This window comes from Nannocystis pusilla, assembly GCF_020073745.1.
Taxonomy (GTDB): Bacteria; Myxococcota_A; Polyangia; order Nannocystales; family Nannocystaceae; genus Nannocystis; species Nannocystis radixulma.
In genome coordinates this window covers 156,418-180,127 of sequence record NZ_JAIRAU010000019.1, presented here as the reverse complement: position 1 = coordinate 180,127, position 23,710 = coordinate 156,418, and the positions used below count along the sequence as shown (strand labels likewise).

The following is a 23,710-nucleotide window of genomic DNA, read 5'->3' as shown; positions in this document are numbered from 1 at the left end:
CCGCGCGCCGCGTGCCACTGCAGCCCTCTCGGCCGTCCGGCGCACGGACGGGTATGAGCCCGGTGCACCAGAGCTTCGGCTGAAGATTCGCTAGCGGCGGCGGCGGCGGCGGGAGAGCGCGAGCGCGGCGAATGTCACGAGAGACATGTCCATGGGGCCATGTCCCGTGGAGCAGCCGCAGCCGCCGTCGGTCTGCCCCGCGGTGTCGGTCTCCGAGCTCGCGTCCGTGGTCGGGTCCGGCGCGCCGGTGCTGCTCGGGGCGTCGGGGGAGGTCCCGGTCGGCGCGTCGTCGGAGGTGGAGGTGCTGCTGGTCGGCACCTGCGGTTCGCCGGTCGTGTCCGACGAGCCCGTGCTCGTGTCGGTGGTGGTCGTGGTGGTGGTCGCCGTCGCGGGCTCGCACACGCCGCCGAGGCACAGGCCGTCGGGACAGGGGGTATCGTCGGCCGCGGGCGAGTCTGCGGGGCAGGCCGCCCCGTCGCCGGTGCACAGCTCGGGCGCATCGCACTCCGCGGCGGCGGGGCGGCACGTCGTGCCGGCGGCGAGCAGGGTGCACGTGCCGTCGACGCGGGCGCCGAGAGCGGCGCTGCAGGCCTGGCAGTCGTCCGGGTCGCCGCCGCCGCAGGGGGCGTCGCAGCACACGCCGTCGGCGCAGAAGCCGATCGTGCAGTCGGCGTCGGCCTGGCAGGCGCCGCCGAGGTCGCCCTGGTCGAAGCGCGCGACGAAGCCGTCTTCTTGCGTCCCCGGGTCCGGTTGGAACGCGTCCGGCGTGGTGAGGCCGGCGAGAGACTTCGTCTTCCCCGCGACGTAGATGTCGGGGCCGTGGACGGCGAGGTTGCCGGGGGTGTTGCTGGACTCCAGCGCGGGGCCGCCGTAGTAGGTGCTCCACACGCGCGCCCCGTCCGGGCCGAACTTGGCGAGGAAGAGGTCGTACTCGCCCGCGAGCTGGCTCTGGTACGCCCCCTGCGTGGCGATGGCGCCCATCGAGCTCGTGATGCCGACGAGCAAGAAATTGCCGTACGGATCGACGGCGACGCTGCCGCGCTGGTCGTCGCCGGACCCGCCGAAGTAGGTGGCCCACGTCAGACCGCCGTCGGCGTCGAAGCGCGCGAGCAGAGCGTCGCGGCTCCCCGCGAGGAAGGTCTTGTGGGCGCCCGGCGTCGCGATACCCATGGGCGAGGTGGTGTAGCCGGCCCACACCACGCCGCCGCCCGGTGCGATCGCCAGATCGCCGTCCGACTCGAGACCTTCGCCGCCGTAGTACGTGGCCCACACGCGCGACCCCTCCGCGTCGAAGCGCACGATGAAGTTGTCGAGCCCGCCGGCGTACACGGATTGCCAGACGCCTGCCGTGGCGATGCCCTGGGCGGAGCCGGTGTAGCCGCCGAGGTAGACCGCGTCGGCGCCGACGGCGACGGACGTGCCGATGTCGCTGGAGGTCCCGCCGTAGTAGGTGCCCCACGCCAGGGCGCCGTCCGGGTCCAGCTTGACGAGCATGGCGTCCTGAAGCCCCGCGGGCGCGGGCTGGTGCGCGCCGGGGAGGTCGAAGCTCAGTCCCCTGGTGATGCCGGCGACGTGAGGGGCGCCCTGCTCGTCGAACGCGACCTCGTCGATGGCGTCGGCGAGGGGGCCGCCGATGTACGTGCCCCACAGCTGCTCGCCGTCGGCGTCGAACAGCGCCACGAACCCGTCGTATTCGCCGATACCGCCGAATTCCGGCATCACGGTGCCCGGAGTCGTGTCGAAGTCGGCGGACAGCGTCTTGCCGACGACGGCGACGTTGCCCGCGGCGTCGACGGCCACCCCATGACACTCGTCGTCGCTGGCGCCGCCGAGGTACGTGCCCCACTCGCGGGCGCCGCCCGGCGCGAACTTGAGGAGGAACGCGTCCTTCTTCTGCCCGTCGGTGGTCGCCTGGAACGACCCCGGCGTGGCGATCCCCGTGGTCGACCGCGTGGTCCCGCAGGCGTAGACCATGCCCTCGGCGTCGACGGCGAGCGCCTCGACGACGTCGTCGGTCGCGGCGCCCACGTAGGTGCCCCACACGCGGTCGGGGACCGCCGCCCCGGCGACGCACGGCAGGAGCGAGGCGAATGCGACGAGCAGCGTGCGGAACGCGAGCCGGGACATGCCGCGATGGTACCGCGGAGGTCGGGACCGGCCTAGCTAGCAGCCCGCAGGTTCGGCGGCGGCCTGGTCGTTGTCGACGTTGCATTCGACGGTGGGGCCGGTGCCACCGCCGTCGTCGTGGAGGCGGACGACGACGCCGCCGTCGACCAGCAGGGTCGCGGGGAACACGAAGGTGTCGCCGGCCAGGCAGGCGCCGGTGGCGACGGCGGGCATGGCCCGGGTCTCGACGACGAGCTCGGCGCCGCCGGCCAGCGCGAACAGGGTCAGCGGGACGCCGGCGTCGACGTCGACGTCGCCCTGGTTGCACACCTGGTAGGCGATCTGGACCTCGCCGGTGGCGCACGCGTGGCAGGTGTCGGTGATGTGGACGAGCAGGTCGGGCAGGGCCGGGTGGTCGACGGTGGGCCGCGCGCGGAAGGTGTTGTGGGCGGCCCAGGACGGCTCGGGCGACGACGGGACGGAGCCGTCCTGGCCGACGTTGGTGACGGCGTAGTCGTGGACCGGCCAGGCCGGGCCGGATGCGGACCAGCCGGCGCCGGCGTGGCCGAACACGTTCAGGCCGTGCTGCTCGCCGCTCGTCACGACGAGGATCTCGGCGGAGCCGTCCCGGTCGACATCGGCGACCACGGGGTACTCGAGGTAGGTGTCCGAGTCGTGGTCCGGGTTGTCGAAGAGGACGGCGCCGGTCAGCCCGTCGAACACGTAGAAGTGGTTCTCGTCGGCGAACAGGACCTCGTAGGTGCCGTCGCCGTCGATGTCGTAGGCGGAGCAGCCTGCCGCGCCCGAGGGGTCCTGGATGGCGGCCTGCCACAGGACCGTGCCGTCGGGATCCATCATGTTGAGAACGTCGGCGGCGGGTATGACGATATCGACCTGGCCGTCGCCGTCGAAGTCGGCCATGCACGAGGGTCCGAACAGGGTGAGACTGTCCTCGCCGGGGATCGGGTACTGGCCGATCGGCGTGCCGTCGTGCTCGCGCACGTACAGGGTGGTGCCATAACTGATGAAGAGCTCGGCCTCGGGGTCGTCGTCGATGTTCGCGACCGACGCGAACGCCTCCAGGCCGTTGCCACCGATGATCTGCCACAGGAGGGCACCCGTGCTGGCGAAGACCTGATGATGGAGGACGATCTCCTTGCTCCCGTCGAGGTCGAGGTCGGCGACCACGGGCGTGCGATAGGGTCCATTGACGGTCATGGCGGCGATGAGAGCCCCCGACTTGCCGTCGAGGATGGCGTTGTCGGCGATGACCTCGACGTCGCCGTCCTCGTCGAGGTCGGCCACCGTGACCTGCGGATTGTTGGCCTGGCCCACGAGCGGGGGCGAGGTCCACTCGATCACGCCTTCGCCGTCGATCGCGACGACGCTCTTCTGTGCGGTGACCATGACGATCTCGGGCGCGCCGTCGCTGTCGACGTCGGCGATCGCAGGGCCGGCGGACGGGTGCATGCCGGGCAGCGTGAAGACCGGGCCGCCGCCGTCGCCGCGCAGCACCACCAGGGTGCCATCGTGCACGCCGAGGACGACGACCGGGCGGTCGTCGCCGTCGATGTCGCCATCACCGTCGTCGTCGATCAGCGGGCCGACCACGGGCAGCGCGTGGACGTCGTCCTGCGCCGCGTACGACCACTCGACCTTGAAATTCCAGGGGTCCAGGACCTGCTTGACCGACGAGGCCTCGCACGCGGGGTCGACGGGGATCGGGCCGGCCGGGGCGGGCGCGAGGGCGCAGGTCCCCGCGGCGGTCGTCTCGTCGGCGGTGCTGCCGGTCGTGCCGGTCGCGCCGGTCGTGAAGGTGCTGACGGTGCTCTCGCTGACGCCGGCGGTGGCGTCCGGGCCCGAGTCCGAGGTCGTGGGCAGGCCTGTGGTCGGGCGCGTCGTGCCCTGATCCGTGCTGCCGTCGCCGGTGAGGTCGGTGGCGGTCTGGCTCGTGGCGGCACCGTCACTGCAGGCGGCGACGGCAGCGATCGTCAGCGTGAGAACTACGCGTCGCATGGGTGGACCATGCAACTCGCCGCACCGCGGTGTCAATATCGGTGTCCATCTGCTTCTTGTCGTCGTAGCCGCCCCTCGAATCAGTTCGTGGAATGGCGCCGCCGATTTCGCACGGATCGGCGGCAGCTGAGGTTGTTGCCGTCGGACTTTTCATGTTGTCGGCGTCGCCGTTCGCCCTGGCCTCGATGAACTTCGCGTACCAGGGACGCGAGCGCGCCGAGCCGCGCCGTCACCGGTAGAACGAACCGGTGTCGACTCGATTTGTGAGCCGCTCATGGGGTTGAAGGCGCTCATGGGCCGCGGGGATCGTCGCCCGCCTCGAGGTCAGGATCGACGTGCACGGGGCTGCCGGGCGGCCTGTCGAGGGGTCGCAACGTCGCGGGGTCTGCGAACCCCAGCGCCATGACGAACCTCGCTCGCGCTCGGCTCCTGGGGCTCCCTCTTGACCGCCGCAGGGCCTCGTTGTGCCATGCCGGCGCATGCATCACCTCATCCGTCGTTCGCTCCGAATCGCAGCCTGCGCCGCCCTCGGCGTCGTCCTCGGCCTCGGCCTGACCGCCGCGGGAGCCGGCTGCGGGAACTGCGACGGGGCGATCCGCGAGCTCGTCGTCCGCTCCGCCGACGCGTGTCACCTCGAGGATTGCGTCGAGGACGGCGGCGTCTACCACGTCGGTCCCGACGTGAGCCTGCGGGTCGTCGGCGACGGCCCCAACGAGGAATCGGAGCCCCTGCTGAGCGACTCCGGCGTCGCCGCCGACACCTTCTTCCTCCTCGATCAGGACGGACAGCGCGTCGCCGCCACCGTCGGCGCCGACGCCGGTGGGCACGCGTGCCGGCGCGGCGTCGGCTTCAACCTCACCCCCGACGAGCCGCTCGCGCCCGGCACATACACGGCCGTGCTTCTGCTCGACGACCTCGCGTGGCCGCTCGCCGGTGGCGCCGCCGTCCAGCGCCACGAGGGCAAGGACGCCTTCGTACGGCAGCTCGAGGTCGTCGCCGACGCCAACCCGTAGCTGCTCCGCGTCGCCGTTCGATCCGATGTCTCGCCGCGAGGCCGTCGACTCACCGCTCGCCGCCCTGCACGAGCAGCTCCCGGAGTTATCACCTCGCCGCCAACCTCGACCTGCTGCGCGCGCCGACCCTGCACTTCTGGCGCGCCAGCGGCTCGGCGACCGGCAGCCTGACCCACGGCGAATACCGCGGGCTCGAGCTCCCGCCGGCGCTGCTCGCCGCGATCCTGGGCGACAACGCCGCCCGCTGGCTGTCCCCGTGCCTGCCGCCGATGTCCCCGTGACGCTCCCTCGCCGCATCAACCGGCCACGTCGTATCGATTGGTAGGCTGAAAGCGGCGCGCGCTCCGCTCGCCCGATCGGCGGAACGCCGCTACGCGGGCTCCACGGGCCGCCACCGCCGCACCGCGCGGTCGCACAGCACGTCGGCCAGCGCCTCGTCGATCGGTAGCCCCGGCGTGTGGAGCAGCCACATGAACTCGCCGACGGGGTTGACCTCGAGGAACACGTGGCGGCCCTCCGGCGTGACGATGAAGTCGAAGGCGCCGTAGTTGAGGCCGAGCGCGTCCATCAGCGCGAGCGTTCCCCGCTGCACGTCGGCGGGCAGCTCGTAGCGCTTCCACGCGTCGAGCAGCGCCACGCCCTCGCGGCGCCAGTCGTTGCGGGCGCGTGGCAGCGCCTGCGAGTCGATCGACGCCGCCATCACCCGGTCGCCCACCACGGTCACGCGCAGCTCGCAGGCCTTCTCGAGGCGCTCCTGGAAGGTCATGGGGCAGAGGTCGAGGCCCTCGAGGTCGGCGAGGTCCGCGTCGCTCACGGGGTTGGTGAACACCACCTGCTCGCGGCCGGCCTCGTCGTAGACCGCGAACGAGGCCATCATCTTGGTGACGATGCCCGCCGGCACGGCCGCCGCGAACACGCGAACGGCCGCGGGGTCGTTGGAGACGAGCGTACGCGGGACCTCGAGCCCCACGCGGCGCGCGAGCGCGAGCTGCAGCGACTTGTGCTCGGCGCGGCGTACCACGTCGAGGCGGTCGAGCGCGAAGGCCCCGGTGGCCCCGAGCACGGCCATGAGTCCGTGCACCACGCGGCGGCTCTCCTCCACCGACGGCGCGCGGAGCTGGCGGTCGAGGTCGACGGGGATGCGCGCGCCGACGTTGAAGCGGCGGTAGTAGACCGCCGTGACGTCCGCGAGCGAGAGCTCGCCCGCGGGTCCCGCGACGTGGCCATGCGGACGGCCGCGCTCGCCCGGAGCGTCGGCGATGGAGATCCGCAGCTCGGTGGGATAGAGGTCGGTGTCGAGGCGATAGGCCCGAACGCCGCGGGCCTCCACCGCCGCGGCGACCCGCGTCGAGGACTCGTTGTCGTCGCTGCGCGTGATGATGAGAACGGTCATGGGCTCACTCCTCCAGGAGCGCATCGGCCAGCGCGGCCGCGATGGGCAGGCCGGCGTCGCGCTCCAGCATGCCCCACTCGCCCGCGGGATTGATCTCGAGGAACACGTGCTCCCCCTCGGGGGTCACGATGAGGTCGACCGCGCCGTAGACGAGACCGAGCGCGACGACGAGCTCGAGCAGCCGCGCCGCGACGTCGTCGGGCAGCGAGCCGCGTCGCCACGCCGCCTGGTCGGGCGCGGCCTTGCGCCAGTCCACCTGGCCGGCATCGGACCCCGTGGCGTCGATCGCCGCCGCGAAGCAGCGCCCGCCGCCCGCCGTGGCGACCACGGCCACGCGCAGCTCGTGGGCCTTCGGCACGTGCTCCTGGAACACCATGGGGCAGTGGCGCAGGCCCTCGAGGTCGTCGAGATCCTCGGGCCGCACGATGCTCGTGTGGACGAACGGGCCGCGGCCGCTCATCGACTGCGTGAGCGGGGTGAGCATCTTGGTGACCATGCGGCCGCCGAGCCTCTCGGAGAAGGCGACGACCTCGGCGGGATCGTTGGTGACGAGCGTGCGGGGGATCCGGAGGCCCAGCCGACGGGCGATCCGGAGCTGGCGCAGCTTGTTCGCCGCGGCGCGGTCGGCATCGATCCGGTTGACCATGCGGCGGTCGTGGAGGCCGTCGAGGAAGCCGAGCAACGCCGCCATCGACTCGGCCCGACAGGCGTCGCGCAGCTCGGGGTCGAGCTCGGGGTCGAGCGCCGCGGGCCACAGCCGCCGCATCCACACCGCGCGCACGGCGTCGCCGTCGACGGAGCCGTGGGCGTCGCGCAGGGTGCGACGGGCCGCCCCCGGATCGACGTCGAGCGCCGCGGTGAGCGAGAGCTCGGTGGGAAAGCGGTCGCAGTCGACGCGCCGCGGCCGGACCCTGCGGCGCGCGAGCTCCTCGGCGACGCGATCGATCGTGTAGTGATCGCCGCTGTGGGTGACGAGCAGGACGACGTCGCGAGGGTCGTTCATCATGGTCGAGATCCGGAGACGCGAGTGGGGGCGCGCTCGAGAGCACGCCCCCGTGACCAGCCGCCCCGGGCCTGCTCGAGCTCCTGGCTCTCGAGGTCGCGGGCGAAGAACGGCTGCTTCTGGGACCTGGTCGCTTCCTTCATGGCTCTCTTCTTCCGATCGCATCGTGATCGGCCGGCCCAGCGTACGGCCCGCATGCGGTGGAGAGCGTCGCGCGCTAGCCCTCGTCGCCGTCGGACGGGTACTTGTGCGTCGTGTTCTCCTCGTCCTTGTCGGACGGGTACTTGAGCGTGGCGTCAGCCCTCCCCGCCTGGCGCTCCTGGCCCTCGAGGTAGCGGACGAAGAACGGCTTCTTCTTGTCTTGCTTCTCCATCGTCGTCTCCTTGTTGATTCCCGGTCGCAACACGACCGGCGCACGAGGATACGGGGCGCCCGCGATGCGGGCAAGCGGCAGCACCACGAGCGAATCACGCCGCGCCACAGCGCCGGCGCGCTCGCAAGCGCCGATGCGCGCACCGTCACGCGAGCGCTCACCGACGTCTGGCCGATCGCGAACGCGAGGATGATCTTGAAGCCGTTGCCCTGCGTGGCGCCGGGGGCGAACGAACCCAGGCTGGCGACACCGAGCATTGCCGCGATTGCCAACACCGCGATCTCTGTTCGGTGACGACGCTGATGGCGCGGTGCATCGGGGGGCCAGCTCGCGCTCGCTGGCGCGTGCCCTCGTGGAAGAGGCGAGCGTTTCTCGCGCCCGCCAGGTCGCGCAGCCCGGTGTCTTGAGTTATGCAAAAATTGAGGTTGTGCAAGACAAAACGGCCGGGGCAAGATCGGCGCGACGATGAAGATCGCGGAGCTGTCCCGGGTCAGCGGCACGCATCGCTCGACCATCCACCACTACCTCGACCTGGGTCTGCTGCCGCGGCCCGAAACCCTCGGTCCGCGGCTTCACCACTTCGGGCCCGGGAAGTCGGTCAACCTGTCTCGGCGGCCGGGTGGCCGCCGGCTGCGGAGCTTGGCCCGTTGAATGGTCTACTCTGGCGCAGAGCCCTGGATGCGCGGTGGTGCGATCTCCCGATTGTTTCGAAAATTCGTCTCGATTTCGTCGCGAATTTGGCTCTTTCCGAGACGTTCCTGCGTAGACGGGCCCGCAGGGCGCTCTATCTCCGCGTGTATACCACATCACCAAATGTCGGCCCAAGCGTTCGTCAGAACCGAGTTCTGACGGTCCTCCCTGGCACGCGTCCTTTGGAAGTGGAACGGAATGGGCGAGGTGGTCGGCTCCAGATCGTCGGGCCCTGGCACTCCGTCAGCCACGGTACCATGGGGCTCCAACCATGAGCGATGCCTGGCCCATCCAGCCGAGCCCGAGGTGGCCGAGCAACTGCCTGATCGGGAACGTAGCCGTCCACCCCAGTCAATCGCGGCTCGCGGTTGCATGCACGGACGCAGAGAACCAGCGCGGGGCGGTGCTGGTTCTCGACGCCCAGGCGGGCAGCCTGTGCTCGTCGACGGGCTTCGATGACTACGTCGGCTGGTCCGAGCAGCCCGGCCTCCTGCGCTGGCATCCCGACGGGCGGCGCTTAGCCACGAACGTGGGGACCAACGGGATCGCGCTCTTGGACAGGGCTCGGATCGTGGGCGACGCGTGGCCCGACGAGACGCGGGACAGCGCGGTCCGCTACGTGTGGGTCGACGAGACGCGGATGTTCTCGGACACCGGTGCGCTCTTCGAGATCCGCGAGGGTGACTCGCGCTTTGATTTCGAGGACATCGGCTCGCCGATGTTCGAGCAGATCGAGTGGAACGCGGCGACGGGCGCGGTGGTCGGCAAGGTGGGGCATGGGATCGCGGCCTTCGATCCTCTGGGCCGCAAGCTGCTCTATCACCACACGCTGGAGGACCTTCCTTCGGACTACCGCATGCACTGGTCCGGGGACGGGCGATGGTGTGCCAGGGTCCACTGGGGCCAGTCGTCTGCGAGCGACGAGATCGTGATCTTCGACGGCGACGACGGGCGGCGCATATGCACGCTCGCGCCCTCCCTGCCGCACTTCGACGAGCTGCGCTGGGGTAGCGGGGGCGCGATGCTCATGCGCAGTCACGGGCCGGATCAGAAGACCACGCATCTGGATATCGTTCGCAACGGTCGTATCGAGATCACGATCGAGCTCGCGCCGCGTCTGATCCAGGCTTCGTATAGTGTTCCGGAAGCCTCGGGCATCGCGTGGTCACCGGACGGCCACGGCGTGGCGCTGTTGCTGGATGGGCAGGAGATTCGCCTGTTCGACGCGGGCAACGGGTCCGCGCTCTCGACGTTCTCGGCGCCCGCTCCCGCGATTCCGGATGGTCTGCCGGACTACTACCGACATGGACATCGACCGAAGTACGGCTTCCCCGGGGACCTCATCTGGCTCGGCATGCAGCGCCTCGTTCGTTTGGCGCCCCACTTCGTGGGCTTTTGGTCGATCGACGGGCAACAGATCGCACAGTTCGTGGTGCCGACCGAGCTGGGATAATTGCCCAAACTCTTCTCGTACCGCCAGCAGGGAGCACCGCCGACCTCGGTCGGTACGACGAGCACTGCCGGGCCGACGACCGGCACCTGTCGCCCCCGGCGACAAGGCCGATCAACTCTGGAGCGGCACCGCCGCCCGCGGCTTCAGCCATACCCAGCCGCAGCACGCCGACGGCCCCCCCTGGAACGTCCTCGGCGCCTTTGAGCCCATCCCGGGCGACTTCAACGCGGACGGCGCCACCGACATCGTCTGGTACCGCCCCGGCACCGATCCCGACAGCATCTGGTTCGCGACCTCCGGCAACCGCTTCGTCGACAAACCGTTCACCGTCAACGGCCTTTACAACCCGATCTGACGCTCCGCACACCTCGCGCCGTCGCACCGCCGGCAGTCCGGATCCTTGCACCCGGCCGGCGAAGCCGAGGTGTGCCGACGATGCTCCAGGCCGCGTTCCGCCACCGCGGGCCCGGATGACCGGCGCCCGCCGGGGCGACCTCGGCTCACGGCTCGCCGGGCCAGGTCTGCAGCGAGCGGCTCGGCGAGCCGTCGTGGATCCGCGGCCAGCCGTTCTCCCACACGACGCGGTCGACGAGCACGTGCCGGCCCGCGCCGCCGTCGTGCGTCCCGTTCCCGGCGTTCGTCCACGCGTGATAGATGAAGAAGTCGAGCCCGCCGACCGGCAGCAGGGTGCCGTGGCCGGGGCCGACCCAGCGCTCGTTGTTGGTGAGGATCGGCGGGCCCAGCTTCTCGTACGGCCCGAACAGGCTCGCCGAGCGCGCGACGCCGGTGCGGTAGCGGTGATCGTAGACGTTGCCGCTGTACAGCAAATAATAGAAGTCGTCGCGCCGGACGATCCACTGCGCCTCGACGACCCCGCCCTCCCAGGAGTTGGGGTCATTCGTCAAGATCTGCACCTCCGCGCCGGCGAACGCCAGGCCGTCGGGGGTGAGCTGGCGGATGAAGATCGGCGTCGGCTCGCCCTGCGAATTGCCGTCGATCTTGTAGGTGAGATACGGCGTGCCGGCGTCCTCGTAGTAGCTGGCGTCGATGACCCCGAGCGGATGCTCGACGAGCGGGCCGCCGGTCTCGACGTACGGCCCGAGCGGCTCGTCGGCGTACGCCGCACCGATGCTGAGCACGTTGCCGCCGTTGACCGTGGTGAAGTACGCGACGTACTTGCCGGCCACGCGGTGCAGCTCGGGCGCCCAGTTACGATTGCCGTTGGCGGCCCACGCGGGCTTCCCGTTGGGCAGCACCGCGGCGCCGGTGTCGTTCCACAGCACGAGGTCGCGCGAGTGGCGGATCGGGAACGAGCCGCCGGTGCAGACCATGTAGAAGTGCGGGCCGTCCGGCTGGTCGACGCCGATGACCCCGGGGTCGGGACAATCGAACGGGATCACCGGATTGCCGTAGGGCGGCTTGGGCGGCCCGAGCTCGGCGGGCGGATCGGCCGCGAGCAGGTTGTCGACCGGGATGAGCTGCTCGGGGATCGTATCGCTCGACCACAGCAGCCGGGCCGAGGCCTCGATGTCGATCTCAAAATAGTCGACGCGGATCAGCGTCGGCACCCCGGCCGCGAGCTCGACCGTCGTCTCGTTGCGCGTGACGTAATGCGGGGTCCAATCGTCGATCACCAGCACGTCGTCGACCCACACGCGGACGCCGTCGTCGGTCTCGGTGATGATCTTGTAGGTCCCGGCCGCGGGCGCGAGCAGGGAGCCGGTCCAGCGGATCGAGTAGCGATCTGCCGGCAGCGAGGCATCGGGGGCGTCGAGACCCCAGACGAAATCGAGCCCGGGGTCGACGCGCGACAGGACCGGGTCGATGTAGGTGGCGAAATACTCCGCCCGCAAGCCGGGCAACGGGGGCGGCGGCGGGACGCTACCAGTCGAGCTGTCGCTGCCGTCGCTGCCGTCGCTGGTGCTGGCCTCGGTCGGGCCTCCGCTGCTGGTGGGCGCGGTGGTGCCGGTCTCCGCGGTCGTGGAGGCGTCCGTCGTGGAAGCGCCGGTCGTGGGCGTCTCGCCGAGCGTCGCGGCTCCGGACGAGGCATCCGGGTCGCCGCAGGCGAGGACAGTGACGACAGGGACGAGCGCCGCGAGGCTGCGTGGATGCATCGCGGCGGATGCTAACCAACACAGCCCCGAGCCTCGGCCGTCCGCTGATGCAGCCCATGCGGAGCCCGATCAGTCGCCAGATGCAGGAATGCTCAGACCCGGGACGTGCCAGCCTGCGCGAGAGCCCATCGACGTTCGAGGCGAGCCCGCAAGTAGCGCTCGAGGAACCCGACGAACAACACCGGACCGGCGCCAGCGATCACGGCGCTCGTCCACGCGGGGACGAGCCCCCGGACGAACAGGTCGAGGAGCAAGGTCCACAAACACACGAAAGCGGCCGTCCAGGGCCCGGCGATCTTCCAGACATCGCGTCGCCTCCAAAAAGCCAGCGTGGGCAAAAATCCGAGCCGCTGCGGACGAGCGAGCCGATGATCGGCAGGGATTGGCACGAGCGCGGGCATGGTTCGCCTATGCGACGGGGCAGTCGGGCTTGCACTCATACCTTTGAGGCATGCGATTCATCCGACGCGACGCTCGTCTCGGTCGCAGGAGCCGCGATAAAAAAGAGGGAAGGCGGAAAGACGACGAGCGCGGGGGCCTCGCCGCACATGTCCCCGAGGACGCCGTCCAGGCCGAACGGGATCCGCGAGATCCCACGCCAGAAATGGGCGCTGGGCCGTACTTACCGCGAAGTGGCGCAGAGCGTCGGCGCCAGGCCGCGCTGCAGGCCCGCCGACTGCTCGAGGCGATCGGCCCGGCTGTCTTCGAGGACATCAGCGACATCACGCCCTCGCAGCGGTGGGTCGGCCGCTCCGGCGGCTCGGCGATCTTCACCGGCGATGGATCGCCGAGGCCCTCGGCGATGCGCACGAACTTCGGCCGCACGAGCCGCCGCACAGTTACTGTTCATCCGGAGCCGAGGACCAGGTCGCGGCAGTGGGTGGGTTCGGCGTCGGAGGTCGCGGTGGGCCTGGCAGGAGCGGCAGCGGGGGGCGGCGGCGCTGTCAGCGAGCGGCACGGGCATCGAGGAGTCGAGCGCGAACCCGAGGCTGGCGCCCTCGACCCGCTCGACGACGGGCCTCCGCAGGACGATGGTGCGCGTGATCGAGGTTATCACGGTCGGAAGAATTGGACAAGAGATGACACTGGAAGGCTATAAGCTGGGTAAATTGAGTTATGCAAACATTGAGGTTGTGCAATACAAAACGGCCGGCCAAAATCGGCGCGACGATGAAGATCGCGGAGCTGTCCCGGGTCAGCGGCACGCATCGCTCGACCATCCACCACTACCTCGACCTGGGTCTGCTGCCGCGGCCCGAAACCCTCGGCCCGCGGCTTCACCACTTCGGGCCCGAACACGTCGAGCGGCTGCGCGAGATCAAGGCGCTGCGGGCCCAGGGGCTCGGGTTGGCGGAGATCCGCGAACGCCTGGCGACGCGCCCGCGCGCGCGGACGCCTCCGCGACGGCAACGACGGCGTCGCGAGGGCGCGACCGACCGGCGCGCGGCGATCCTCGACGCGGCGGCGCGGCTGTTCCTCGACCGAGGCTTTGAGGGCGCCGACGTACAGTCGATCGCGCGCGCGGCTGGGGTCGGCAAGGCGACCCTCTACCAATGCTTCGCCGGAAAGAGCGAGCTGTTCGTCGAGTGCCTGGATCGCCTGCGCTTCACGCTGGTGCCGGCGTCGCTGCGGGCGCAGGCGCAGTCGGGCCTGCCGATGACGGACGAGGCGCGGTTGCGGGCGCAGGCGGTGCTGTCGCGCTTCGCCGGCTTCCGCACGATGACGAACCTGCTCGGCGCCGCGGCGCACGGGCGCGACCTCGAGGTCGCCGCGCGCGCCCGCGAGGCCCTGCACCGCATGGTGATGAATGCCGAGCCGAGCCTGCGCCGGGCGATGACCACGGGCGAGCTGCGCCGCGGCGACACCGAGCTGTGGGCCTACATGCTGTGGGGCGCACTGTTGGCGCTCGGCGACCGCCTGGCGCTCGACGACCGCTACACGCAGGCCGAGGCGCTCGCGGTGTACCTCGAATTCATGCGCCGCGCGCTCGCGCCGTGACTCGCGGCCGCGCGGCGAGGTTCACGTTCCCGCGAAGCTGCCGCGCATCCTTGCTGGGCCGCCAGCGCGAGTCCGTCGAAGCTACGTCGCATGCCTGCGGCCTCGTGCATACGAAGATCCGCACCGACGCCGGAATCATCCACGCGCCTCCACGGCATCGAGCACCCGCTTGAGCGACTCGGCTTCGATCTGGCCACGCACGCGGATCACCACGCGACCCACGGCCAGCTCGATGACTCCGGCCTCGGCTCCTGTCCCGACCGCGAGCTGCTTTGTCACCTCGACGAAAGTCTCGGTGTCCGGCCGCCTCAGCCTCGACTTCCACCACACGGCCTCCGAGGCCCAGGTATCGCCTCAATGGGGTTCATGTCACGACGCGGTTCGCGCCGGCCCGAGTTCACCCGCGAGGCGCGGCAGGCGGAGCGGGCCGCTGCGACCGTGAGCCCGGCGGCGACTGCTGGGCCGGGGCCCGTCGAAACCTCGCGGCCGTCGCTCGTGAGCCTGGTCGAGGGCCAGCTCGCGGCCCTGCGCCAGCGCATGAAGGCTCAAGAGGCGGTGAGTGACGCCCGACTGAAGCGGGCCGAGTCCGAGCTCGCTGCGATGCGGAGGCGGGTTGCGTGCTGATCGAGAGCGTCCGCAGCACCGCGACGAAGGGCCCACCGCCGGTATGCACGCCCTCGGAGAAGTCGACGGTGGCGGTCACGGAAGGACAAGATCTGTCTGCGCGGCTCCGTCCACCACGAGGCGACCTGCAACCCCGAGCCGCCGCGTCAAGCGCGGGAGCAAGCCATCTGGGGGAAAGGTCGCCAGCAGCGTCGCCTCGGAGGCGTGATGTTCGGCTCGATGATGGGGCTATGGAGGGCCGTGCGCACTCGGAAGGGGCCCGCGTGATGCCAATAGCCCAGAAAGTCTTTCAGCGGATCCACATCCGGAAGATCAGCTCCTGTGGGCGCCCACCCCCGATCCGGCTCTTGGCTTCGGCGCCCATCCTGCGCGTCGATGGCGAACACTCGGACCAACATCCGCACTGCCGGCTGCACCCCGCGAGCTCAGCCTTGAATGCTCAACGTGGCCGGTCCGGTCTGGTTGGTCAGGCCTTTAGGGCTGGCGCAAGCATTTGTCAGCACATTCGGCGAGACGCTAGTGTACGTAACGGTACCCATGAGGAACTTGCCGGTTTTCACGACGCCGACGGCGGTGGTGACGAGGTTTCCCGCGACATTGGCACGTGTGCTGGTCCACTCGTACCCGGTCACTTCCCCGGTGTTCCAGGTGATGAAGGTTGTTCCGGTGCTGGATTGCAGATCCGCACAAGATGCCGCGGGCAGCTTTGCGTTGACCACAGTCGTGCCCGACGTCACCGCACCACCCAAGCAGTTGTAGGTGATGGAGGTGCTGGCGGTGACCGGCTGCGGAGTGTAAGTCAGGCCGGGGCTGAAGGTGGTCGACTGGGAGCCCGTGCATGTGAGGACCGTGACGGCCATCGCACGTGGCGTTTGAAAGAGGCAGGTCGAGACGACGACGCCGATGGTGACGAGGACGGCGCGGAACTTGTTACGCCGTCGGGTCTTCTTCCAGTAGTAGATGGACATGGTTCCTTCCTGAATGCGTTGTGCTGTCCGCCGATGACACGGCCGCCATCCCCACCATAGACTCTGATCCACAATACTTCAAGATTCTTCGCCCGAGCGAAAGCCAGCCTTGGCTGGTGGGCAGGCCGGCGAGGTATGGCGCGCTGGATGGGTACCCACCATTGCTTGCGCACCGGCGATGGGCGCCCATCGCTCCATGGGGCCGCTTTTGGACGCTACCCGTCCCGCGACAACCAGATCGATCGCCATGCGCTTGGGTGGAGAGGTATGGTGCGCTGGATGGGCGCCCCCCACCGCTTCGGCACCGGCGATGGGCGCCCATCACCACCGGCGCCGGCTCACCCGCGAGAACCGGCGCCTGCGCGCCGCCCTGCAGCGGACCGACTTGCCCGACATCATCACCCACCGCCTGGCCAGCCAACGCCGGTCAGGACACAGCGCCGTCGACCGTCGTCCAGCTCGACAACCCCGCCTTGCAGCAGCACGCCGCGTCGACCAATATGGGAACCATGTAGATCTTCGAACTCGACACGACGCCGTCCGCTCTGCCGACCACGGTCGTGCAGACCGGAGTGACGGACGAACTGGCCGCTCTCCGGCGAATACTCGACGCCTACTACTCCCAGTGAGGTCACCTGGTGCGTGGTCGGTTCAAGCCGACGGCGCCAGAGCCGGGGCGATCGCCTGTGATATCGAGAGTCGGGATGCGCCGCACTCGGCTCGCACAACCTCGATGTCTGCCTGCGCTTGCGCGTTCGATCGTCATAAGCACTGAACCGAGGGCGCGGCTAACCGGGTTCCAGGTGAGCGAGAGCCGCCAATTCGGGACGAGCGCGGATGACGTCGCCGACGAGCAGCGGGACCGCGTTGTTGGTGCGCGCCTTGGCGATCGCCTCGCTAGCGAGCGCGCCGTCGCCGTCGGCGGCGGCCAACGACGCGAGATCGAGCCAGAGCAGCCAGCGCTCCGCCGCTTGCGGCGTGTCGGCAGCGAGGTCCGCCGAGAGCTCGAGCGCGCGTTCGAGGTCGGCGCGGGCGCGGTCCGGCTCGCCGGCGCGGAGGTATGCGCGGGCGCGCCACGTCAGCAGGTCGCAGGCGCGGGCGCGCCGGTCCGGCGTCTGCGCCTCGGCCGACAGTTGCGTGGCGTCGAGGGTCCCGAGCACGGTCAGCAGCGCGTCGCGGGCCCGCGGGTGGCCGAGGTGGTTGACGGCGGTGTTGCGCCACAGCGCGTGGTTGGCTTCGAGGAAGCGCTCGGGGTCGAGCTCGCGCAGCACGGGTCCCATGAGGTCAGGCCGCGCGCGCAGGGCCGTCAGCAGCGCCGGCTCGAGCGGTCCGGGGGTGGCGAGCAGCGCGGCCCACAGCGCGCGCGCCTCGGCGACGCGGCCGACCTGCCACAGCGCGTGGGCCCGCCACACCTGCTCGTCGGGCGCGAGCGGGCCGACGCGGTCGAAGGCCGCCAGCGCGGCGACCGAGTCGTCGCGGACGAGCGCGCTCGTCAAGCTCGCACGCGCGGGGTCGGCCGGCAGCGCGTCGACAGGCCGGCCGCCGCGCACCGTCACGCGGTGCAGCTCGGCGGTCAACCACGACGGCCTGGCGTGGACGGTGCGGACGACGAGGTGGTAGCGGCCGGCGGGCGGGAGTTCGCCCGTCAGCGGCTCGCGCAGCGTCCGCAAGGTGCCGTCGGGCGCGGTCAGCTCGCACGCGACCTCGCCGAGCGCCGGGATCACCGACACGCGCATGGTCAAGTGGGTGGCGACGTCGGTGCGCCGCGGCCCGATCGTCGGCGGTTGGAGGTCGGGCAGCCGCCGGTCGGCCAGGCCGCACATGAACACCCGCCCGACCTCGACGCCGCCGCGGCTGGTGCCGATGGTGTGAGCGGCGAGCCAGACCGTCGCCGTGGCCATCGGGTCTTCGCCTTCGGGGACGAGAGCAACCTCGAACCCGCTACCCCACTCGGTCTCGCCGATCGTGAAGTCGGCGGCGAGCTCGATCAGCTCGCCCGACCACTCGACCGGTAGCGACGCGAGCGGGCCCTCGCGGTCGGCGGCGATCGCCAGACTCTGCGCGCCAGGCCGGTGGCGCAGCCCGAGCGGCTTTTCGATCGTCCACGCCGGCGCGAGCGGGCGGTCGAAGCGGACGTCGACGCGCTCGCGGCCGACGGCGACAAGTGGCGCCCAGCGGTGCTCGAGCGCCTCGCGGACGCCGACGTCGAGCCCCGGCGAGGCCCGGAGCGCCGCGATCGTCTGCAGCGCGGCTTCGTAGTCGCCGAGGCGGAGCTGGGCCCGCATCGCGCCCTGCAGCGCGTCGGCGGCGAACTCGGGCGCCTGCGCGGCCTCGCTGAACAGCCCCTCGGCCTCGCGGTCGCGGCCGGAGCGCTCGCGCAGCCCGCCGGCGGTGTAGAAGGCGAGAGCCCGCGAGTTTGGTCGCGAGGCGCGGCGGCCGAGGTCGGCGAACTCGCTCGCCGCCTCGTCGACCAGGCCGAGGCTTTGCAGCGACTTGGCGTGCTGCCACGTGCGGTTCCAGGACGGGTCGTCGAGCTCCGGCGGCGGGGAGGGCGCCGGCGGGGACGGGGTCGTCGACATGAGCTCGTCCCCGCCGGCGCCGAGCACCCACGTCCGAGTCCCGCGGTCGGCCTCATCAGGGATGTTGACGATCAGCTCGTCGGCAGCGTCGTCGTCGAGCTGGGCGAACGCGAGGATCTGCAGGTCGCCGAGGATCACCGACGAGAACCTGCCGTCGTCCTCCTGCAGGTACAGCAGGGAGTGCACGCGACCGTCGTGCCCGTACTCGACCGCGATGTCGTCGCGGCCATCGCCGTTGGCGTCGCCGACCAGCAGCGGCCACGAGTCGAACTTGAGGGCGCCGGCCGGCTGGGGGTACGCGAGGAAGTCGCGCCGGACCAGGCGCTCGCCGTCGTGGCCGAACACGTACAGGCCCTCGGGGTCGCCATGGGGCCTGTCGGGTGGGAACACCAGCGAGTTCGCGTCGACGTTGGCGTTGTGGGCGACCAGCAGCGGCGCCCCTCCCGGCCCGCGCAGCGGCGCGATGCCGAGGAGCATGCCGAGCTTGTCGCGCGCGACGGTCCGCAGAGTCCGCGTCGCAGGGTCGAGCCGCAGCAGGCGGACGTCGTAAGCGCGCCAGCCCATGAAGCTCGCGGCGAGCTCGTCGCGGCCGTCGCCGTCGAGGTCGACCGGGGCGAGCCCGCTCGGGATCGAATGCAGCGTATCGGTCATGCTGTAGACGACCCGACGCTCCCATCCGCCGTCGGTCCGCGGGATCAGCGAGTTGACCTGATACCCAGTGCCTGTCCCCACGTACAGCTCGCGGACGCCGTCGCCGTCGAGGTCGGCGGAGGTCATCGTGGTCGGGAGCGCGTCGTCCCAGGTCAGCAGCGGGGCGAGGCTGTCGGCGTCGGCGCGGTAGAGGGTGATCGGCAGCGCGCTCGCCTGGCCGCGGCCGACGGCGTACAGCGGCTCGCCCGGGGCCACCAGCAAGAGCTTCGTACCCGCGGGGGCCGGCAGCGCGCGCACTGGCCGCAGCCCCGGCGCGCGGGCGGCGATGTGCAGCACCCGCGGGTCGTCGCGCGTCGACGTCAGCACCACGCGGTCGGCGTCGACGAAGACCCGGTCGACGTCGCGGTAGCTCGTCGCGCTCGCGCCGACGAGCGCGTCGGCGAGCGCGCGCACGCTCGCCGGCCCCCCTTGGGCCAGCTCGACGCGCGCGGCCGCGAAGTCGCGCCGGCCGAACGCGACGTCGCGCCGCAGTCCGGCGAGCTCCGGCGCCGCGTCCGGGTGCTCGCGGCTCAGCAGGTCGAACACGCTGGCGAGGGCGTCCCACTCGAGGCCGGTGCGGAACAGCCGGGCGAGCCCGACGAGCGCCTCGCGCTGCTCGTCGGGCGCGACGGCGCGCGCGTAGGCGGCCGCGAAGGCGGCCCGCGCCGCGTCGGTGTCGCCGTCGTCGCGCCGGCGCGCCGCCTCGCCGAGCCACGCGCGCGCGAGCGCCCGCGTGCCGTCGTGCAGCGGGTTGTCGACGAACGCGGCGAACACCCGCGCCGCCGCGGCTGCGTCGCCGGTCGACCGCGCCTCGCCGATCCGCGCCTCGGCGGACGCCAGCGAGCGCTCGGCGGCCTGCTCGACCCCGCGGCGCAGCCACTCGGCGCGCACCGCGACGGCCAGCAGTACCAGCAGGACGGCCGTGAGCGCGCTGGCGAGCGCGAGCGCGGCGACCCGCAGCCGCTGGCGCCGCGCCGCCAGCGGGTCGCTGGCGAGGCGCTCGAGCAGCTCGCCCATCGTCGGGAAGCGGTCCTCGGGCCGGTGCGCGAGGCCGCGGCGCAGCACGGCCCATAACCACGCGGGCACGCGCTCGCCTGGATCGCGCAGGTCGCCGGCGACGACCGCGTCGTGCAGCTCGGCAAACGTCTCGCCGGCGAAAGGCTGCGCGGCGCACAGCGCCTCGTACAGCGCGGCGCAGAAGCTGAACTGGTCGGAGCGGGCGTCGGCGGGGCGGCCGGCGAACTGCTCCGGGGACATGTACGCCGGGGTCCCGAGGATCACACCCGCCGCGGTCAGCCGAACCTGGGTCCCGCGCATATCGCCGTCGTCGGGCCGCGCGGGCTCGTCGGCGAGGTCGTCCCAGGTGACGAGGCCGAAGTCGACCACCCGCGCGCGGCCATCCTCGCCGACGAGCACGTTCTCGGGTTTGAAGTCGCGGTGGACCAGGCCCTGCGCGTGCGCGGCGGCGAGGCCCCGGCCGGCCTGCACGAACATGTCCAATAGTTCGCGCTGCGAGCCGCCGGCGGCGCGCCACCGCTGCGTCCACGCGCGCAGGGTGCTGCCGGGCACGTACTCCATGGCGATGAAGATCCGCCCGGCCGACGCGCTGACCTCGAAGATCTGCACGACGTTGGGATGCGACAGCTGGGCCAGCGCCTTGGCCTCGTGCAGGATCCGCCCGTGGGCGTCGTTGCTGCCGGCGCGGACGCGCTTGATCGCCACGCGGCGGTCGAGCAGGTCGTCGTAGGCGACGTGGACGACGCCCATGCCGCCTTGGCCGAGCACCCGCAGCAGCGTGTAGCGCCCGAGCCGGTCCCCCGGCGTCTCGTCGACCACGGCGACGTGGGGGCGCTCCGGTGGGGTCCGGACTGGCTCGTCGCTCATCGACTCGCGGGTCACCGCCGATGCGGACGCGGCGGGCCGCGCCGCGGCGCCGCTTGGTCCGACGGTGATGGCCCGGGCGACCGGTGTCTCGTGGACCGACACGCCGGTAGTATGCCAGCGTCCGGCGCTTCTCAGACGATGTCATACTTCTGCGCCGGCCATCGATGCCGGTCGCGGCTGCGCAGCTTCGGTGCCCGCCACGCCCGCTCGTGCGCGCGCCAGGTGCGGTTTCAGCAACCGCGGCGCTGGACACGTCGCGGCTGGCCTCGACGGCCCCGTCCGTGCTGGTCGTCACGGCCCGGCACAGCAGCTCGACGAATTCGCGGACGCGCGCTGAGCAGGCCCGCTACACCAGCGCGGCGAGCAGGGCCGCGCTCGCCCGCGGCTGGTCAGCGTGGAGTCCTGGGAATCGCGGTGCGGCATGCGAGTCGCTCTCTTGAACAACGGGCGCGACCTCGTCGTTGGCGACGATTTTCAGTATGGCACCATCCGAGCCGACGATCGATCTAGGCCGGCTGCCGAACTATTGTCAGCACTCGCTAGGCCGGCGTGCAGGCGCACAAGAGTCATTGGTAATTGAGTAAAGGGCCGCCGAAGGCGGCCATAGAAATTGTCGGCAAGCGTGTATTGTCGTGCGATGCGCCATAGCGCCAATGACGACCCGCCCATAATGCCCATCAGGGGGCCGCTCGAGCTGCGGGTTGACCTCGGCGTCCGCAGGCTTGGCTTGCGGCCCTCGTCGAGGTGCGTGCACGACTCATTCGACAAGGAAGGACCGGACGACGCGGAAGGGCGCCCAGCGGGCGCCCACTGCTGCCCAGTGGGCGCCCACTGCTGGCGATCGGCGCTCATCCCGCCCGTGGACAATGTACTTGCAACACCGGGCGAAATGTCCCTACGATTCAGACTTCCCACGCTCCCAGGATTTAGCATGATCGCGTTGCGCTCCGAGCTTCTCCGTCGCCCGTGCTTCCACATCAGCGGCCCACGAGCGTCCGTCCTCGCCGCCGGTCTGCTCCTCGAACTCTCGCTTGTCACGGGGTGCCAGAAGGTCTGCAGCGATGACGGCTTCGCCTGGCAGCAGGATGCAAGCTGCGTCGCCGCGCTGTCGGCGACCGAGACCGCGGGGTCGGAAAGCACGGCCGACCCGTCCGAGTCGATGACGACCCCGACGACCGGTGGAAACGGCGGCCAGTGGTGCGTCGACGCGGACATGGACGGCTTCGGCGACCCGGCGTCCTGCACCGACGTGCCGCCGGGAAACACCCCGCCGCCTGGAACTGTCGACAACGACGACGACTGCGACGACGGCAGCGACAAGACCTTCCCAGGCGCGGCGCCCAAAGACGACCCGAACGCCTGCATGCGCGACGCGGACGACGACGACTGGGGCGATAACACTCCCGACGGCGGCGGCGACGGGATCGTCCCCGGGAGCGACTGCGACGACAGCAGCGGCAAGACCTTCCCGGGCGCGGCGCCCAACGACGACGCGAACGCCTGCATGAAAGACGAGGACGAAGACGACTGGGGGGACAGCGATCCTCCGGGTGAGGGGGGCATGGGCTCGGTCGTCCCGGGCACGGACTGCGACGACGCGAACATGAACGCCTGGGCGAGCTGCGGCGGGTGCAGCGATAAGGACAGCGACGGCTGGCTGTCGATGTGCGACGCCTATCCGCCCGAGTACCCTGGGCCGGACTGTGACGACGGCGACGCCAACACCTTCCCCGGCGCGGCGCCCAACGACGACGCGAACGCTTGCATGAAGGACGAGGACGGCGACGACTGGGGTGACGACATGCCGACGAACCCCGGCGTCACCCCGGGCACCGACTGCGACGACCTCGGCGCGGATACGTTCCCCGGCGCGGCGCCCAACGACGACGCGAACGCTTGCATGAAGGACGAGGACGACGACGACCATGGCGACGCGCGGCCGGGGCCCGGTGTCACGCCCGGGAGCGATTGCTTCGACGTCAACCCGAACCTCAACCCGAGCAACAACGTCCTCGTCACCGCGCCGCTCGCCACCGGCGAGATCCTCGAGGTCCACACGGACGATGGGTCCCTCACCTCGTACGCCTCGGTCGACGTGTTGCTCCTCAACCCGTGGATCCCGACCAGCCTCGCCGTCAACCCAACGGACGGCTCGGTCTACGCAGCGCTTGCCTTCCGCGACAGCCTCGTGACAATGAATTATTGCGGCGGGGGCACGCCGACGGCCCTGCCCGCGGCGCACAAGAAGAACATCTGCGGGATCACCTTCGACCGCGACGGGAACCTCTACGGGATCGACGGCCAGGTCGACCAGCTCCTGATCTTCAACCAGGACGGCTCGCTCTCGCTCGAGAACATCAAGCCCCTGATGTTCGAGGGCCAGACCCTCAACGTCGGCGACTGCGGCATGACCTACGACTGCCACGAGGACCGGCTGCTCGTCTCCGACTCCGTCTCGGGCGGGATCTACAGCGTCAGCATCGCCGACGGCACCGCCACGCGGGTCGCCGATGTCTCGCAAGAGGCCCACGGCAGCGGCCTCGAGTACGATCCGACGACCAAGCTCGCGTTCTCGTGCGACCAGAACTCGCTGCTCTCGGTCGCGCTCGACGGGTCCAACGATTTTACGAAGCTCCCGGATCTCGCGGCGCCGGTCGACGACCTCATGTTCGGCCCCAAGTGCGACTAGCGGGCTCTTCCTCCCTCACTTCACTGAAGCGGCCCCATCATGACGACCACCGCAATCGTTCGCACCACCACTCTGACAGCGCTCCTGTCGACGGCGCTCGCTTCCGGACCAGCCCAG

Annotated in this window: 15 protein-coding genes; 5 read left to right on the top strand and 10 right to left on the bottom strand. The window is 70.9% G+C overall.

The genetic code is table 11. From position 1 onward, the window contains the following. Window positions 1–90: 90 nt before the first annotated feature. Both K7C98_RS15855 and K7C98_RS15850 read right to left on the bottom strand, forming a co-directional pair. Complete coding sequence (locus tag K7C98_RS15855) at window positions 91–2,127, bottom strand: SBBP repeat-containing protein (protein WP_224192509.1); 2,037 nt, start codon at window positions 2,125–2,127, stop codon at window positions 91–93. A 36-nt stretch (window positions 2,128–2,163) separates the two neighbouring features. Continuing rightward, window positions 2,164–4,122 (bottom strand): FG-GAP repeat domain-containing protein, encoded by a 1,959-nt coding sequence (locus K7C98_RS15850; protein ID WP_224192508.1) that lies wholly within the window; start codon window positions 4,120–4,122, stop codon window positions 2,164–2,166. A gap of 479 nt (window positions 4,123–4,601) precedes the next feature. On the opposite strand from K7C98_RS15850, the gene K7C98_RS15845 reads away from it, so the two are divergent. Then, on the top strand, window positions 4,602–5,135 hold the full coding sequence (locus K7C98_RS15845; RefSeq protein WP_224192507.1) for an Ig-like domain-containing protein: 534 nt from the start codon (window positions 4,602–4,604) through the stop codon (window positions 5,133–5,135). A gap of 370 nt (window positions 5,136–5,505) precedes the next feature. Here K7C98_RS15845 and K7C98_RS15840 read toward each other — a convergent pair whose 3' ends face one another. The 3 genes from K7C98_RS15840 to K7C98_RS15830 all read right to left on the bottom strand — a co-directional run bounded on the left by K7C98_RS15840 (window position 5,506) and on the right by K7C98_RS15830 (window position 7,904). Then, window positions 5,506–6,528 (bottom strand): MvdC/MvdD family ATP grasp protein, encoded by a 1,023-nt coding sequence (locus tag K7C98_RS15840; RefSeq protein WP_224192506.1) that lies wholly within the window; start codon window positions 6,526–6,528, stop codon window positions 5,506–5,508. Between the two features lie 4 nt (window positions 6,529–6,532). Continuing rightward, on the bottom strand, window positions 6,533–7,531 hold the full coding sequence (locus tag K7C98_RS15835) for an MvdC/MvdD family ATP grasp protein (RefSeq protein ID WP_224192505.1): 999 nt from the start codon (window positions 7,529–7,531) through the stop codon (window positions 6,533–6,535). A gap of 217 nt (window positions 7,532–7,748) precedes the next feature. Beyond that, the gene (locus tag K7C98_RS15830; RefSeq protein ID WP_224192504.1) at window positions 7,749–7,904 is read right to left on the bottom strand and encodes a microviridin/marinostatin family tricyclic proteinase inhibitor; all 156 of its coding nucleotides are present in this window, start codon (window positions 7,902–7,904) and stop codon (window positions 7,749–7,751) included. Between the two features lie 465 nt (window positions 7,905–8,369). Here K7C98_RS15830 and K7C98_RS15825 point away from each other — a divergent pair, with 465 nt between their 5' ends. Continuing rightward, window positions 8,370–8,555, top strand: a complete 186-nt coding sequence (locus K7C98_RS15825) for a MerR family DNA-binding transcriptional regulator (protein WP_224192503.1) — start codon at window positions 8,370–8,372, stop codon at window positions 8,553–8,555. Window positions 8,556–8,865: 310 nt separating this feature from the next. After that, on the top strand, window positions 8,866–10,047 hold the full coding sequence (locus K7C98_RS15820) for a hypothetical protein (protein ID WP_224192502.1): 1,182 nt from the start codon (window positions 8,866–8,868) through the stop codon (window positions 10,045–10,047). Window positions 10,048–10,547: 500 nt separating this feature from the next. On the opposite strand, the gene K7C98_RS15815 is transcribed toward K7C98_RS15820, so the two are convergent. Continuing rightward, entirely contained in the window at window positions 10,548–12,161 is a 1,614-nt protein-coding gene (locus K7C98_RS15815) for a family 43 glycosylhydrolase (protein WP_224192501.1), read from the bottom strand. A 92-nt stretch (window positions 12,162–12,253) separates the two neighbouring features. Then, entirely contained in the window at window positions 12,254–12,562 is a 309-nt protein-coding gene (locus tag K7C98_RS15810) for a hypothetical protein (RefSeq protein WP_224192500.1), read from the bottom strand. A gap of 769 nt (window positions 12,563–13,331) precedes the next feature. On the opposite strand from K7C98_RS15810, the gene K7C98_RS15805 reads away from it, so the two are divergent. Further along, the gene (locus tag K7C98_RS15805; RefSeq protein ID WP_224192499.1) at window positions 13,332–14,159 is read left to right on the top strand and encodes a MerR family transcriptional regulator; all 828 of its coding nucleotides are present in this window, start codon (window positions 13,332–13,334) and stop codon (window positions 14,157–14,159) included. 135 nt (window positions 14,160–14,294) lie between these two features. Here the strand turns inward: K7C98_RS15805 and K7C98_RS15800 are convergent, their stop codons facing one another. The 3 genes from K7C98_RS15800 to K7C98_RS15790 form a co-directional block, all read right to left on the bottom strand. Continuing rightward, window positions 14,295–14,489: a hypothetical protein gene (locus K7C98_RS15800; protein WP_224192498.1), complete on the bottom strand. Its 195-nt coding sequence runs from the start codon at window positions 14,487–14,489 to the stop codon at window positions 14,295–14,297. Window positions 14,490–15,208: 719 nt separating this feature from the next. After that, entirely contained in the window at window positions 15,209–15,751 is a 543-nt protein-coding gene (locus tag K7C98_RS15795) for a hypothetical protein (protein WP_224192497.1), read from the bottom strand. Between the two features lie 788 nt (window positions 15,752–16,539). Beyond that, the gene (locus tag K7C98_RS15790) at window positions 16,540–20,904 is read right to left on the bottom strand and encodes a protein kinase domain-containing protein (protein ID WP_224192496.1); all 4,365 of its coding nucleotides are present in this window, start codon (window positions 20,902–20,904) and stop codon (window positions 16,540–16,542) included. A gap of 931 nt (window positions 20,905–21,835) precedes the next feature. Between K7C98_RS15790 and K7C98_RS15785 the strand changes: the two genes are divergently transcribed. Continuing rightward, window positions 21,836–23,593: a hypothetical protein gene (locus tag K7C98_RS15785; RefSeq protein WP_224192495.1), complete on the top strand. Its 1,758-nt coding sequence runs from the start codon at window positions 21,836–21,838 to the stop codon at window positions 23,591–23,593. Window positions 23,594–23,710: the final 117 nt, after the last annotated feature.